Annotated in this window: 12 protein-coding genes; 4 read left to right on the top strand and 8 right to left on the bottom strand. The window is 55.0% G+C overall.

The genetic code is table 11. The features are described from left to right. Positions 1-85: 85 nt before the first annotated feature. Positions 86-2086, bottom strand: coding sequence for a PAS domain-containing protein (locus tag AABB29_RS08850; protein WP_341367270.1), 2001 nt, complete (start codon positions 2084-2086; stop codon positions 86-88). A gap of 285 nt (positions 2087-2371) precedes the next feature. Between AABB29_RS08850 and AABB29_RS08845 the strand changes: the two genes are divergently transcribed. Further along, positions 2372-4087: a bifunctional diguanylate cyclase/phosphodiesterase gene (locus AABB29_RS08845; RefSeq protein WP_341367271.1), complete on the top strand. Its 1716-nt coding sequence runs from the start codon at positions 2372-2374 to the stop codon at positions 4085-4087. A 10-nt stretch (positions 4088-4097) separates the two neighbouring features. Here AABB29_RS08845 and AABB29_RS08840 read toward each other — a convergent pair whose 3' ends face one another. The 7 genes from AABB29_RS08840 to sctV form a co-directional block, all read right to left on the bottom strand. Continuing rightward, positions 4098-6185: a secretin N-terminal domain-containing protein gene (locus AABB29_RS08840; RefSeq protein ID WP_341367272.1), complete on the bottom strand. Its 2088-nt coding sequence runs from the start codon at positions 6183-6185 to the stop codon at positions 4098-4100. A 147-nt stretch (positions 6186-6332) separates the two neighbouring features. After that, entirely contained in the window at positions 6333-8504 is a 2172-nt protein-coding gene (locus AABB29_RS08835) for an FHA domain-containing protein (RefSeq protein ID WP_341367273.1), read from the bottom strand. A 120-nt stretch (positions 8505-8624) separates the two neighbouring features. Next, positions 8625-8936, bottom strand: a complete 312-nt coding sequence (locus AABB29_RS08830) for an EscF/YscF/HrpA family type III secretion system needle major subunit (RefSeq protein ID WP_341367274.1) — start codon at positions 8934-8936, stop codon at positions 8625-8627. 24 nt (positions 8937-8960) lie between these two features. After that, positions 8961-9197, bottom strand: a complete 237-nt coding sequence (locus AABB29_RS08825) for an EscE/YscE/SsaE family type III secretion system needle protein co-chaperone (protein WP_341367275.1) — start codon at positions 9195-9197, stop codon at positions 8961-8963. A 21-nt stretch (positions 9198-9218) separates the two neighbouring features. Then, entirely contained in the window at positions 9219-9914 is a 696-nt protein-coding gene (locus AABB29_RS08820; RefSeq protein WP_341367276.1) for a Crp/Fnr family transcriptional regulator, read from the bottom strand. Between the two features lie 25 nt (positions 9915-9939). Beyond that, positions 9940-10209, bottom strand: a complete 270-nt coding sequence (locus AABB29_RS08815) for a hypothetical protein (protein ID WP_341367277.1) — start codon at positions 10207-10209, stop codon at positions 9940-9942. Between the two features lie 171 nt (positions 10210-10380). Beyond that, positions 10381-12522, bottom strand: coding sequence for a type III secretion system export apparatus subunit SctV (gene sctV / locus AABB29_RS08810; protein WP_373636882.1), 2142 nt, complete (start codon positions 12520-12522; stop codon positions 10381-10383). Between the two features lie 208 nt (positions 12523-12730). Between sctV and AABB29_RS08805 the strand changes: the two genes are divergently transcribed. From AABB29_RS08805 to sctJ, 3 genes are read left to right on the top strand one after another with little or no spacing between them, the layout of a single operon-like run. Then, positions 12731-13114, top strand: coding sequence for a hypothetical protein (locus AABB29_RS08805; RefSeq protein ID WP_341367281.1), 384 nt, complete (start codon positions 12731-12733; stop codon positions 13112-13114). 18 nt (positions 13115-13132) lie between these two features. Continuing rightward, positions 13133-13726 (top strand): type III secretion system inner rod subunit SctI, encoded by a 594-nt coding sequence (sctI, locus tag AABB29_RS08800; RefSeq protein WP_341367282.1) that lies wholly within the window; start codon positions 13133-13135, stop codon positions 13724-13726. A gap of 27 nt (positions 13727-13753) precedes the next feature. After that, positions 13754-14548 (top strand): type III secretion system inner membrane ring lipoprotein SctJ, encoded by a 795-nt coding sequence (gene sctJ, locus AABB29_RS08795; RefSeq protein WP_341367283.1) that lies wholly within the window; start codon positions 13754-13756, stop codon positions 14546-14548. The last annotated feature ends 1 nt before the right edge of the window (position 14549 follow it).

Below are 14549 nucleotides of genomic sequence, written 5' to 3'. Positions count from 1 at the left end.
TGCCTCTCCCTTCGGTCGAACGCGAAAAGTGATGCGACATGTCTCAAGTTAAAATCGAAACGCGATAGGGCCCTGAAATCAGGCTTTAACCCTGACGATTTGCCGCCTTGTCCAGCAATTGGCGCAGCGTCGCATCTAAGGTTTCGGGCGGGCAAGGTTTGGCAAGATGGGTGGCATCCACATCATCGCGCCGCTCGGCCGAATAGCCCGCATACCCCGATAGCAAAACGGCGGGTATCTGCGGGTGCGTGTCCGCAAGCCGCCGGACCAGTTCGAACCCGCCCACACCGCCGGGCATCACGACGTCAGATACCAGAATATCAAACTCGAGCCCGCTTTCGATCAGCTGCCATGCCGCAACGCCCGTCCCAACGGCCACGACGACATAGCCCATCGATTCAAGCTGTTCTTTCATCATCAAGAGCAGCACCTGCTCATCCTCTGCCAGAAGAACGGTTTCGCCCCGCCCAGAATAACCCACCTCGCCGGTTGGTGCCGCAGGCTCTTCGCGGCTTTGCTGTTCCATTGGCAGGATCAATGAAACCTGTGTTCCTTCCCCCGGCTCGGATGTGATCCGCATCGAGCCGCCCGATTGCTGCACAAAACCAAAGACCATCGACAGGCCAAGGCCGGTGCCGGAATTGCTGGATTTGGTCGAAAAGAACGGATCGGTTGCGCGCCTGCGTACCTCGGGCGCCATGCCGGGGCCATTGTCGGACACCTGCAGTTTCACATAGCGCTGATCCGCACGCATCGCCCCCAGATTGGCATTTCGTAGCGGGGCCAATTCGGCCTCATCAGTAACCTCGGATGCGCTAAGCGTGATCTTGTTGCCTTCATTGCTGCGCGTGATCGCATCGCGACTATTCAGCACGAGATTTAACAGCACATTATCCAGCATGTGCTGGTCGCAGAGCACCGACAATTCCGGCCCGTCTACATGGATATCGACGTTAATCTGTTCTTCGATTGTTGGCTTTGCGAGTTTAAAAAACTCTTCCAGAAGAACCCCGACATTGCGGTATTTCGGGCTTTGCGGTTTTTGCTTTGCAAAGGCAAGCAGTCGGTCGACCAGATCACGTCCACGCAGAATTGTCTTTTGGGTTTCCTTCAAAAGACGCGCGGAATGTTCTGACTGCTGCTCTTCGAGCAGCATTGAGTTGGCATACATGATCGTGGACAGAAGGTTGTTGAAATCATGCGCGATACCGCCTGTCAGCTGCCCCAGCGCATCCAACCGGCTTTGCCGTTCGATCTGTTGGCGGTTCTTTTCCTGCTCGGACACGTCATCCATCACGATCACGGTGTGAATGTCACTATCTGCACCATCCACAGGCGCGCTGGAGATGCGCACGTAACGCGCCCGCTCGGTATCGTCGCCAAGGGTCATCAGATGCACCTCGCCCCCCAGCCGCGCGCCCGCGAGCGCCCGATTGATCGGGTCGTTTGATGCATCAAGCGGTTTGAGATCCGCACTATCAAGAAAGTGCACCGTGCTGGGCCAAGGAACATTCGCATCGTCATCCGCATGCCCAAGTAGATCACGCGCCGGAGGATTACGCGTGACAATGTTACGGGCCCGGTCTAGCCCGAAAATTGCGCTATGTGCCGTGTTGAACACCGCAGACAGGCGCGCTGCGAGCCGCGCCGTTTCTTTACCGCGCCGGTCGTTTTCACGTACGAAATTCGTCAGATCGGTATGCGCGCCCAACATTCGGATACCCCGCCCTTCGGCATCGCGCAACGCCAGCCCCCGGCATCTGATCCACACTGTGCTGCCATCGGCATGGCGATACCGCACCACCTGATCATAAGGATGATTCGGATCAGCCAGGTGTTTTTCGAAATTTTCGAGCGCAAGCTGCTTGTCGTCAGGATCGATGATATCGAACCAGCTTTCAGGGGTGTGGGATTTCGTTTCGGGATCATAGCCGAAGAGCTGCCAAAACTCGGGGCTCAGCCATTCATGTTCGGGGTCCTCAAGATCCCAGTACCAGATGCCATCAAGGCAGGACTGCTGCAAAAACGTCCATATTTCACTGTCATTCTTGAGTTTTTCCTGAAGCTCGCGCTGAAGATAATGCATCGTTTTCCTTGCCACCCGGCCCGGCCATGACCGCATTGCGCGCCCAAATTTTTCAGGCGCATTCAAAATGCTTATAAACCCGGAACGCGCTCCCAGCCCACGACAAAATTAACTCTCTTTTAACGATCCCGGCCTAACCATTACCAAATGGTAAATTTCGCGAAGCCCCTGGGTTTTCTATCCAAAGGCTGGCCTGATCCATCGACGACATATCTGGGAACGAGACCATTGGGTAATACTGACACTGCAGTTTCTTTTGATGCGCAAATCGTTGTTCAGGATTCCATGGACCGTATTGCACAAAACGCCTCGGAGGCGGTTTTGCAGGCCTGCGGTGTCAAAGGTGTCGCGATATGGCATCGTTTTTTCGGACATTTGGGCGGCGCAACCTGCCCCAAAGCAATAAATAAAGACGCCATTTACTGTAGTTTAGAAGAATTGCTGGACGCGCGTAGTATCAGCGAAAACACAGACGCATCGCACACCCAATGCGTGCACACTGATCTCGCCCTGGCCGCATACCCGCTTGCCTTTGACGACCAACAGATTGGCTGGATGGCGCTGGCGATTGATGCCGCAGATTTCGATGCATTCCACGCAGAAAAAGGGAGCCATATCAGCGATTTGACGGCGATGTTGCTGGCCCGTAGCCATATCTCACATCAGTTAGAGGCCGATTTGGCGGTGGCCCATGATCATGCGAAGCGGCTGACCAAGATTGCGGAAACCGATCAACTGACCAAGCTAGAAAACAAGGCCTCTTTTGAAAAGAAGTGCAAGGCCCGGTTGACTAATGATCTGCGACCGGCGGCCATGCTTGCCTTCGATTTAGATGACTTCAAAAAGGTGAATGATCTTTATGGGCATCCTTTTGGTGATCAATATCTAAAGACGATCGCCGCCACCCTGAAAGTCACGCTGCCCAAGGGGAGCATTATCGGCCGAACAGGTGGTGACGAATTCTGTGCGCTTGTCGATATTCCTGACTCAGGTCGTGCCTATCTTCAAAGCGTTATTCGCCATACTAATCTGGCGATTAAACGGGGAATAGCGACGCTGGGAAAAGTAGAACTTGGCGCGCTGAGTACCGGCGTCAGTACTTTCCCCGATCAAGCCACCCAGTTTCATGAATTACTGCGCATGTCCGATTGCGCGCTCTATGCTGCCAAGAGATCCGATCAGGTGTCTGCCACCGTCTATTCATCCGATATGAGTACGATGCTTGAACCTGCAACGAAATTCGGCGGACCAAACGACTTTGAAATCCAGCGCATCACAACCCACTTCCAACCCATTTACGACGTTGCGAATGGTAAATGTCAGGGGCTTGAGATTTTGGCCCGTATGCCGGATCAAAACGGAACCCTGCTTGGACCAAGTGCGTTTTCCTGGGTGTTCCGTGACTATCGTCTGGCGGCGGGGCTGACCGCCCATATCCTTGATACCGCCCTAGAGCAGCTTTTTGTCGAGGCCTGCATCGATGTCCGGGACGTACCGGATATCTGGCTGAATGTGACCGATAATGACTGCCTAAACACTGATTTCATCTTTGATATCCAAGCCGTGTTGTCCCGATACAAGCTGTCCTGGGATCATTTGGTCATCGAAATCAACGAGGACACGATGGTCAAATCGCGCAATGGCGTGGTGCCAAACCTGTTGCGGGAAATTCGTTTGCGCGGCGGTCGTGTTGCCCTTGATGATTTCGGGGCTGGGCGTACCGGCCTGACCCATGCCTGCCAATGGCCCGTGGATATCATCAAGATCGACCGCAGCATCATGCAAGAGCTGGCCACAAATGAGCGGACCGAGACCATGGTCGATGCCCTGACAATGGTTGCTGCCCGCCTCAAGCAAAAGGTTGTCGCCGAGGGGATTGAAACCCAAGAGCAGCTTGAGCTTGCCCGGCACAAGGGCGCCTGCCTTGCGCAGGGCTTTGCCTTGTCCCGCCCCATGTCGATCACCCAACTGCAGGACACCGCTGCGCTGATCGCCTGTTAGGCTAGATCGCTTAGCGGCTGAGCCCTTCGCGCAATTGCCGCGTGATATTGTCAAGCTGAGATGGCTTGCGCACCACGCGGGGCGTGATCATCACCAACAGTTCCGTCCGGGCCACATCGTTTGTGGTTTGCTTAAAGAGCTCACCCACAACAGGGATGTCGCTGACCACCGGAACGCCGGTTGTCACATCGATCTGGCTGTCCTGGATCAGCCCCCCAAGCAAGGCCGTCCGCCCCGATTGCACCACGATATCTGATGTAATCGTCCGCTGCTGGATTGTCGGCGTTAGCTGGTTCACCTCGGCCCCTGCAGGTGCGACCGAGCTGACCTCTTGCACGATATTCAGCAGGACCGAGTTGTCGGCGCCAATGCTTGGTGTCACCTCAAGGATCACACCAGTGTCGCGGATTTCGATCTCATTTGTTGTGGTCGTCGTCCCGTCCGTTTCTGCGTCGGTTGAACTGGTCAGGAACGGTACCTGATCGCCAATGGACAAGCGTGCAGAGCTGCCGTCAAGCACCGTCAAATAGGGTGATGAGATGATCCGCACATCCGTCACGCTTTCAAGCGCATTTAGCACCACATCAACCGAGCTACCCCCGATCGCGGTAAAGCTACCAAAGAACCCGGCGGTGCCTGGGTCGGCAGGTGTCGTCGTGCTGGCCGACCGGACGCTCAGGTTTGAGCGGTTCAGAAAGGACTGCACCCCGAAGCTAAGGTTATTATTGACGTCCACCTCAACAATCGTCGCTTCGATCACGACCTGCGCCAATGGCAGGTCCAGCGCTTGGACGACTTCGCGGATGCGTTTGAATTGTTCAAATGTCGCAAAGACTAACAGCGCATTGTTCCGGCTATCTGGCACGATGGAAATACCAACAGGCGAGGCGCTGGCCGCTTGTGCCAGCTCTGCTTCGGGCGGCGCGGTTTCGGCGGCGCTCTCGGCGCGGATGTTCGCCGGGACCGGCACCGATGTCGATGCGGGTGCAGCTGTTTGGTTTAATGCGATATTGGGCGTGATCCCCCCGCCGAAGATTTGGTTCAGTTGTGCCGCGATTTCGGCGGCGGGCAAATGCGTCATCGGGATGATCCGCAGTGAGGCCGTATCGCGCAGATCCCGGTCCATGCTGCGGATCAATTGCCGCGCATTGTTCATTGTTCCCGCATCACGCGCCCCCAGTAACAGCGATTGCTGGTTTTCCAACGGGATCACGATGGGAATGCGTGAACGCGGCGTGCCCCTTTGTTCGTAATAGGACAAAAGCGACGCGGCCACCGACTCGGGCGCGCTGCGCTGCAGGGTTACGATGCTGACCAAATCCTGCGCGACCCCTGTATCCACGAGCGTATTGACCAGGTTCACAACGGCGGTGATATCCGCAGCGCTGGCGCTGACAATCAAGGACCCGTCATTTGGAACGGGCGTCACAGTTGCCCCAAGCGGCAAAATCCGGGCGACCACATCGGCGATTTCGTTCAGATCGCCCCGCTCAATACGGATGACACGCGTTTCAAATTCAGAGCTGGCACCAGCGGCTGCGTTCAATTCCAGCTGCTCAATCGTCTCTGGCGCACCGATTTGGTAGACCCCGTTGATCAGCTTCATCACATAACCTTGCGCCCCCAAGATATCGCGCAGGATCGTTGGGATTTCTGAGCGCAAGACAGGCGCACGCGTTTCGAAATCCACCGTCCCCTGCAAGGGCGTTGCTGCGATGTAATTGGCAGACAAGAGCCCGCCAAGCAATTGATCAACGACCAATGTCAGCGGGTCATTTTCAAACCGGATTTCGACCCTTTGATCAGGGTTAAACGGATCAGCCCCAGCTTCATTGAGTTCCTGAATATTCCGGCTTTGTGCTGTTCGGAACACCGGGTCATCATTCTGGATGATATCGAGTTCTAAAAAGGTATCTTGCTGCAGCCCTGTCACGCCGCTGCGATTAACAAACAACGTGTTAATCTCAAGTCCGCTGGTGCTGTCCCCGCCATTGTCGAGATCTGCGATGGCATCACGGTCGAGCCGCGCAGTGCGCCCGTCATCCAGGGTTGTACATGCGCTGAACGCCATGACGAAGATCAGAAAGATAAAGCGCATTTTCAGGCCCCCATGCTGCGGCTTGTGAAAATTAAATCGAACGCGGGTTTTCGGTATGGGCCGCCCATTCCAACCGCCTTGCTAGTGTTCTGGCCTTGGGTCTTCTGTGCTAAATAGTACAGTTTTGACCCGCCCGGCGCGGCCCCGCTACCCACCGGATTTCCAGTTCAATGATGCGTCATAGACCGTCACCAAAAGCCGGTCCTGTTCTTTAACGAGAACCCCCAGCTCACCAATATTCACCAGCAGGCTGCTGGGGTCAGGCGCGGCCCCTTCGTTCAGACGCGCCCCATTTGCAAGCTGCGCGTAGCGGTTCTGAAAGCCCGTATTGACGCCTGACAAAGCAAACGGATAGGGATCAAGCTGCCGCGCGATAAAGCGGATGAATTCCGGGTTGATGTCCGTCTCTTGCAGATAAAGTGACAAGCTGGCCAAATCGATGTCTTGCGCCGCGCTGAGCCGTGCTGCGCAGGCTGCCAATCGGTTGGGGTTCAAGGCGGCTTCCAGCAAGAGCACCTGCGCGTCCAGATTGATGACGCTCACGTCCACATCATCCGAAATGCTGAGGTAATCGAGCCAAAATAATGTGTAAGGCAGATTTCCGAAGGCCGCGATCGAGTTGTCCCAGCATTCGGTAAAGTCGGCGGCTGGATCGTTCACCAGCATATTCAGATACGCATCTTGCGCAGCCTGTCCACCCAAGGTCGGCGTCCAGAGCCTTTTCAGCTCTTCCAAGGTCACATCAACATCGCCAAGCGCGGCCAGATCATCGACATAACCGTGCGGCGCCGCCACGCCCGTTTCATTTGAAAGCAGCGCCTTCGTCATGTTGTACAGCACGCGCGTGCCCCGGATCGATTCCGGGCGGGCAGCCCGGTTGAGATATTGCGCATCAATCACACTTGGCTGCACGGCGACATTTGTCTGCTGCAAGTCCGGTCCAAAATTTGGCTGCACCACATTTGCGGGCGTGAAATTGGTCGGACTGGTCAGGCCCGAACTGTTAAAGCCCGCAAAGACATCTTCGGCCCCAAATGATCCTTCGCGCAGTCGATCAAGATCCAGCACAACGCCCGACTGATTGGAACCGGGCAATGCCGGTGCTTCTGGGTCAGACGCCGCAGTTGGTTCGCTTTCCAATGCATCTGCCGAGCCAAGAATGACTGGCAAACCCGGTTGGGCAGAGACCGGATCGGCGATGATTTCGCCATTCTCATCAACCAGTTGAACAAAGGACCGCAACGCCACCTTGTCGGCATAGCGCCGGGCGTAGGATTGAATAAAGCCGACCCAGTTGTCGATCTTGTCGGCGATAACGACGCCATTGGCCTCGATCAGCATGCCATCCAGGCGGACAATCACACTTTCGTCCAGCTCGGTCCGGACTAGCAGAGCGCGGATTTCTTCCAGGTAGCTTTCTGCTGTTTGCACCTGTGTATCGACAGCCGCGACGCCCGCCACGTTTTCGGTGATCGTTGCAATCAGCCGGTCCACGCGCCGCCGGTCCAGGATGTCCCCGCGCAGGGTCAGTACACCTTCGCTGTCGATCCCGAACTGTACTGGGATTTGCTGGTTGTCGACGATGGCCTGAATTTCATTTTCGATAATCGCGCGCGACCAGACCCGGAAACGCACCGGGATCGCTGTTTCATCAATCGCATTGCGCAAAGCGCGCCGTTCGGCCGGTGTGTCGACATAACCTGCAGCCTCAATCACACCGTCCACCTCTTGCGCGACGGTAATACCCCCGGCAAAGGGAAACGCGCCAAAGGCATCAAGGATGATCTCCAGCTCAGGCCGGTTATCGATCGTCTCGGCCCGGGCTGTGTCTTGTGCCGCATCGCCGGTCATCCAGACCGCTCCGAATGTCCCAAGCGCAAGGATCGCCGCGATACCGATATAGCGCCCTGCCCCCCATTTTGGTTGGGTGACGACGGGCGGCGGGGTCGCGGATTTCTGCGCGTCGCCAGCTGCGTTAAAGTTTTGCACCCGCGACCAATCGGCAACAGAGGGCCCAATCGCAAAAGAGGTTGTACCAATCGTGATGATGTCAAGCGCGTCGATTTCTTGCCAGGTTTCGTCCCCGGCTAAGATGTGGATTCCCGATTGCGTTTTGACTGTGCCCGCACCGCCTGCGATCGTGATCACGCCACCCGCAAGTCGCAGACGGGCGTGGCCAGGTTTGAGACTGACATCAACGAAATGCAGATCGTCGTCGGGACCAGATCCGACGACATATTCTGCATCCGCAATCGATACTTCAGCACCCGCTTGGGCACCGGTCAGAACTTTCAGGACATAGGCGTTTTCATCAATCATGATCCGCACTCATCTTGTCTGGACACGCATTTTCGCAACTGGGCAACAGGCGCAGGATAAGAGAGCCCTGAAGGCACCCCAAATGATCATCCTGCTGCCACCAAAAGGTGGCAGATCGCCTTAGGCGACGTTACGCGCGATCGTTTTCAGTGAATCTGACACGTTTTTCAGCATGTTCGACCGCAGGTTGGTGATCGCGGACCACGCGTTCATTGCCATCTGCATCGAAAACATCTTTTCCGTGTCGGACAGGTTGGTATTTTGTTCAATCTCACGAATATCGTCTTCAATACTCGCCATTTGTTCCTGCAATTGGGTCTGCCGGAAAATCAAATCAAAACCTTCGCGGTTTATGTCAGTCCCCGGATTGGCAAAATCCGGCGCGGCGCGTGCGCCGGTCGCAACATTTGCAAAGTCTGATACTGTTCCCATTGTCTGGTCCTTTCTGCTTAAGTCTTATTCCGGCTTTTTTGTCGGAAATACGGTTACAATTTCATGTGCAGCCGCAAGCGCCTGATAGACAGCTTGTGCTTTTTTGAATTCATCCGGATGCAAACCGGAATTTATTTTCTGCGCGATGTCTTCACCTGTCATGGCAAGTTTGCCGAGAATTTCCGTTTTCACTTCAGCGCCCTCATTTGACGCCAGACGCTCTTCCAAGTCAGTCATTCCAAAATCTAACGCGTCACTCATTCTTCATTCCTCTCATCGACCCTATTCGTCGAATGTCAGATCAATAATTGATTGGCGGTCCAAAATTAGAATCTTTCGACTTTCAATCGCGATCCAATTATTAGCCTCCCACCCTTTCAGAGTGCGGTTTATGTTCCCACGTGTCCCGCGCGCCATGGACCCAAGATCGCTTTGATTCACGGCAGAACCAAGGCAAGCGACCTTTTTTCCTTGGTAATTTGTGGTTTCCCCCAAACTGTCGACAAGACGCAACAGTGACTGGGCAAGACGCGCCTGCAAGCTTTTCAGATAAAGACTTTTGGTCACGTCAATATAGGTGCGGTAGCGTTTTGCGATGAGCTTACTTAAGGCGCCCTGCAGGTGCCCGCCATTCATATCCATTGCCGCCGCCGAATCCGCTTTGATTGACAAAATTTGGGTTTTTCCAATTGCCGATGCGGTATCGGGGTATTGGCCGTTATCAAAGACGCCCAATTCCCCAAAGCTGTGACCTGGCGGAACGATTGTATACAGAATGGCGGTTCCGTCTTCCATCAAATAGGACAGGCGTACATGACCCGAAATCACAAAGTGAAAGCTGGTTGCATCGTCTTCCTGAAAATAGATGATCCCATTATTCGAAAAAGTCCGTGTAACAGATTTCTGAAAGATAGAGTCCTTGACCGGCTGCGGCAGCGCGGAGAACTCTTCAGACCAATCTATCACATGCTTTCCCATGTTGAATAAGACCTACCTAAACCAATTACAGTTGCGCCGTCTTTCCGGGCTCTGAATAGGTTGCGTTAATTTCAATGTCCTGCGCGGGATCGAACAGGGCGGTTTCATATTTGATCTCGAGCTCTGTCACCTGCTGTTGGTCGTCCAACATCTGGGCAAACTGACGCGCCTTGGCATCGCTGGATGCCGGTGCGTTTGGATTTGCCTCTTCCGACTGGATCGCCGCATCGGTTGTTGATGCAGGGTTCTCAAGAATGACAGCAAGGCGGGGGCTGGTTGATACTGGATTTTCCATTTCAGTTCCTCGTTGGTTGGCGCGCAAACACCCGCTGTTCTAGATGTCTACGCACGGGCAAACTGTATTATTCTGTACAAAGCGGATTTTTTTCGAAATTTTCTGTTCGGCGCATCCGACCGCGCCGAAACCGTTGAAAATCAATGTCCGCGAGGCCCGTAACGCTGGCTCTCACGATGCTGATGAAAGTTGCTCGGGTGCGGACGTGCCAAGTTTGATCCGCTCAAGCGGTTGAATATTCGCGTCTGGTGTCAGTTCCTGAAAGGACAGCACCGGTAGCGTTGGAAAATCCCGCTCAACCACTTTGCGCATAAAGCGTCGGATGTCCATCGGCGCAAGCAAGACCGGGCTGGTGGCATGGGTTGCCAGATTGCCCGTCGCCGCTTTGAGCGCTGTGATGATCTGCCGGTGCACATCCGGTGACAGCGCCAAATAGGACGCCCCGCTAGTCTGACGCACCGCACCGCGCACCTCATCTTCGATTTCTTTCGACAACAGATAAGCCGGAATGATGTTCTGCCCGCCGGAGAATTTAAAGGTCACGTAGCGTGAGAGCGCACTGCGCACATGTTCGTTCAGCATGATCGGGTCTTTTTCGCGCTGCCCCCATTCAACCAGAGCTTCGAGGATCGTGCGCATATCCCGGATTGAAACCTCTTCACTGACCAGCCGCTGAAGCACGTCGGTAATTGTCGTGATGGACAATGCCCGTGTCGCCTCGCGTACCAGTTCCCCGTAGTTCTTTTCCATCTGGTTCATCAGGTACATGGTTTCCTGAATGCCGATGAACTCTGCCGCGTTGTTTTTCAACACATGCGCCAAGTGATATGTCAGCATCGAAGAAAGCGTCATCACCTGAATGCCCGCCCGCTGGACCAACCCCTGATGTTTCATAGCGACCCAATAGCTGGGCGTGTTTGGCAGAAAGTCATCACCCACCTCATAGGGGATGTTGAACATTTTCAAATTGGCCTCGGTTTCGCGTACGATGACAAAACCCGGCCGCGCCTGGCCTGCGGCGACCGGAATTTCATTCACCATGATCCGATATTCGCCATCTTTCAGATTATCGTTCAGTCGCAGATTAATACCCGGGAATGGCACCCCAAGATCGAAATAAAGCGCGCGTCTGACCCGGGCCACCTCATTATCCAACTTTTCGGGGCGGATGGCCGCACGCACGCTAGAGGCAATGTCGACGATCAGTGGCACTGTCAGCGCAAAAGTGACAGGTTCGACTTTTTCAAAATCGTCGCCCTCATCGGGAAATGAGGGCGGCGTGTTATGTGGTTGAATAGCCGGGGCAAAGGCAGGCATTTCATTGGCCCCGCCGCCCGCACTGGCAGCAAGGTCGTTGCGTTTAATGATCAGATAACCGCCGCCTGCACAAAGTATCGCAAGGACCAGGAACACTATCGTTGGGAAACCAGGCACCAATGCAAAGCCCACCAAAATACCCGATGCAATCAAAAGCGCCTTAGGTTCACTGACGATCTGCGTGGCAATGTCGCTGCCAAGGTCTTCGTTTTCTTCGGACGCAACACGCGTGACGATGAAACCCGCCGTGATCGAGATGAAGAGTGCAGGGATCTGCGACACAAGCCCATCACCGATGGTCAGGATCGCATAAACATCCAGCGCTTCGCCCATGGTCATATCGCGCTGATAGGTCCCGATCATCACACCGCCGATGATATTGACCGCGATGATGATCAGCCCGGCGATCGCATCGCCTTTGACAAATTTCATCGCCCCATCCATGGCGCCATAAAGCTGGCTTTCTTTTTCCAGCTTGCCGCGCCGTTTCTTGGCTTCGTCAATTTCGATCATTCCGGCGCGCATGTCGGAATCGATCGACATCTGTTTGCCTGGCATCGAATCAAGCGAAAAGCGGGCCGACACTTCGGCCACGCGCTCGGACCCTTTGGTGATCACAAGAAAATTCACGATGGTCAGGATCAAAAAGATCACGGCCCCGACAACCAGATTGCCTGAGACAACGAAGTTCCCAAACGTGTCCACGATCTCGCCTGCATCCGCCTGCAAAAGGATCAGCCGGGTTGTGGTGATCGACAGCGCCAGCCGAAAAAGCGTGGTCAAAAGAAGGATCGATGGAAACGCAGAAAAGCGCACAACATCCGAGATATAGACCGCCACCATCAGCAAGATCGCCGCCAGGCACAGGTTCACCGCAATCAGCACGTCGACCACGATTGTGGGCAAGGGCAGGATCATCATGAAGACGATACAGATCAGCAGAAATGCCAGAACAACGTCGTTACGTTTGGACAGCATATTCAGAAATTTCAACATGAAGTGACGGCCTGAGTTTGGGATCGCACGGCACCCATGATCAGGCGCAACTGCTTCCTAGGCCATCATTCGCCCCCGAAGTGTACCAAATTGTACACATCGGCTTTCGGATGGTTGCTAGAGGAACTTAACGACCAGCGCCGGGATGGCACCGGGCCCCAAAATCGCCCCACCAACCCAGCGCTGTTTCATCACGTTAGGAACCGAAATGGCCGAGTTATTAGAGCAAGAAGACCTGAAACTGCTGACCGATATCGGTTTTATCGCTGTCTCACGCGGGCTGAAGGATCATGCGGTTGCGATCTTTGACGGCGTCAAGGCCATGCGCCCCGAAGGCGAGGCCGGTTACTTGGGTCTGGGCATGGTCGAGATCTTGAATGGCGATCCTGCTGCGGCGGTGAAAACCCTGCAAACCGCCCCGCCCAGCGACGCGGTCAACACATTTTTGGGCATCGCCCTGGTTCAGGCGTCCGAGGTGAAGAAGGGCCAGAAACTGCTGCAATCGGTCATCGATACCAGCGCCGATACGCCCTTTGCCCGCATCGCTGCTGACACGCTCAACTCGGTTGCTGCAAACGCACCGCAACATTAACGCCATCTGGAAACATCCATGTCCATATCAGCCGCATCACTGACCAATGTTACGGGAACCAGCACCGGGATCAACACCGCCGATCTGACCAACCCGGCAGGCGCTAAAAGCCAATCTGTTCTGCGATTTGAACAATCCATGGCCCGCGCCGATATCCCCGCGCCAGAGCCCGTGGCCTTTTCCGCCACTGATGGCATCAATGCCGCGTTTGAGATTGATGCAGCCCCCCGCCCTGAGACGTTCGTTCAGGTTCAGGCGACACCGGCGGATCAGATCCAGCCGGTGAATGGAAATACCGTCCAAGCCACCCCGCCAACATTTGAAAATCCTCTTGGCGCAATCAGTGAAATCAAGACCGCCGCTGTCGAAGCCCCCGGCACCGGGCAAGGCATTATTGATGGTTTGTCAAAGCTGCGCGGCGTCTTTGACGCACAAGAGCAGGCCGTCACCGGCATCACCCCTGCCGACACCGCAGGCGCGCGGCTGACGAACACCTCTGAACTGATCAATTTGCAGCTTGAAGTGGTCAAATATTCCATGCTGATGGATGTCACATCCAAGTTGGCCGGCAAATCAACCCAGACCTTCGATACATTGATGAAGGGCCAATAAGGCTGCGGCCTGCTGGAGTTTTACAATATGCGGCGCGTTTTTCTTCTGCTCTGTTTGCTCGTTTTATCCGCGTGCAAGACTGATCTTTATCGCAATCTGTCAGAACGCGAGGCGAATGAAATGCTCGCTGTTTTGATCTCAAACAATATCGAAGTGACCAAGGAGTATCTTGGCGATGAGGGCGTCACGTTGCGGGTTGAGGAATCTGACCTGCCCCGCGCGATTGATGTGCTCAAGCAAAATGGCTTCCCCCGCGAAACCCATGAAACCATGGGCACCGTATTTGAGAAAAGCGGCATCATGTCATCGCCTTTTGAAGAGCGTGTTCGCTTTGTCTATGCGTTGGGCGAAGAGGTGTCGCGTACCCTGACTGAGATCGACGGCGTGCTGACCGCCCGCGTGCATATCGTGCTGCCCGAAGAGCCCGATTTTGGCGAAGAGCTGACCCCGTCCTCGGCCGCCGTTTTCATCAAACACCGTATTGGTGTCGATCTGGATTTTGCCACACCGCAAATCCGCCGCCTTGTCAGCAGCTCTATCGAGGGCGTCGGCTATGATGATGTGACTGTCCTGCTGGTCGAGGCTGAGCGCCCGAATATCACCGTTCGCAATGATCCATCGCCCATTGTCGAAATCGTCCCCGGTCTGGGCATACGTGAGGCGGACGCACAGATCTTTTGGTGGGCCATCGGCGGCGCAGCCATCGCGCTTGTCCTGTTGGTTGTCACAAACCTGCTGACCCTTTTGGGTTTTTCACGGGCGCGCAAGGCTCGGCGCACCGCCGAGCTTGCCCTGGCTGATCAAGCAACCCCATCAGAATGAA

Origin of the sequence: Yoonia sp. BS5-3, assembly GCF_038069655.2 — a bacterium.
Classification (GTDB): Bacteria; Pseudomonadota; Alphaproteobacteria; order Rhodobacterales; family Rhodobacteraceae; genus Yoonia; species Yoonia phaeophyticola.
The sequence above is the reverse complement of the archived record's forward strand: the minus strand, read 5'-3'. Positions and strand labels throughout refer to the sequence as shown.

Excerpts from the sequence above, each read along its gene's own strand:
- AABB29_RS08850 (WP_341367270.1), bottom strand. The coding sequence starts at position 2,086 with ATGCATTATCTTCAGCGCGAGCTTCAGGAAAAACTCAAGAATGACAGT.
- AABB29_RS08845 (WP_341367271.1), top strand. The coding sequence starts at position 2,372 with ATGGACCGTATTGCACAAAACGCCTCGGAGGCGGTTTTGCAGGCCTGC.
- AABB29_RS08840 (WP_341367272.1), bottom strand. The coding sequence starts at position 6,185 with ATGCGCTTTATCTTTCTGATCTTCGTCATGGCGTTCAGCGCATGTACA.
- AABB29_RS08835 (WP_341367273.1), bottom strand. The coding sequence starts at position 8,504 with ATGATTGATGAAAACGCCTATGTCCTGAAAGTTCTGACCGGTGCCCAA.
- AABB29_RS08830 (WP_341367274.1), bottom strand. The coding sequence starts at position 8,936 with ATGGGAACAGTATCAGACTTTGCAAATGTTGCGACCGGCGCACGCGCC.
- AABB29_RS08825 (WP_341367275.1), bottom strand. The coding sequence starts at position 9,197 with ATGAGTGACGCGTTAGATTTTGGAATGACTGACTTGGAAGAGCGTCTG.
- AABB29_RS08820 (WP_341367276.1), bottom strand. The coding sequence starts at position 9,914 with ATGGGAAAGCATGTGATAGATTGGTCTGAAGAGTTCTCCGCGCTGCCG.
- AABB29_RS08815 (WP_341367277.1), bottom strand. The coding sequence starts at position 10,209 with ATGGAAAATCCAGTATCAACCAGCCCCCGCCTTGCTGTCATTCTTGAG.
- sctV (WP_373636882.1), bottom strand. The coding sequence starts at position 12,522 with ATGTTGAAATTTCTGAATATGCTGTCCAAACGTAACGACGTTGTTCTG.
- AABB29_RS08805 (WP_341367281.1), top strand. The coding sequence starts at position 12,731 with ATGGCCGAGTTATTAGAGCAAGAAGACCTGAAACTGCTGACCGATATC.
- sctI (WP_341367282.1), top strand. The coding sequence starts at position 13,133 with ATGTCCATATCAGCCGCATCACTGACCAATGTTACGGGAACCAGCACC.
- sctJ (WP_341367283.1), top strand. The coding sequence starts at position 13,754 with ATGCGGCGCGTTTTTCTTCTGCTCTGTTTGCTCGTTTTATCCGCGTGC.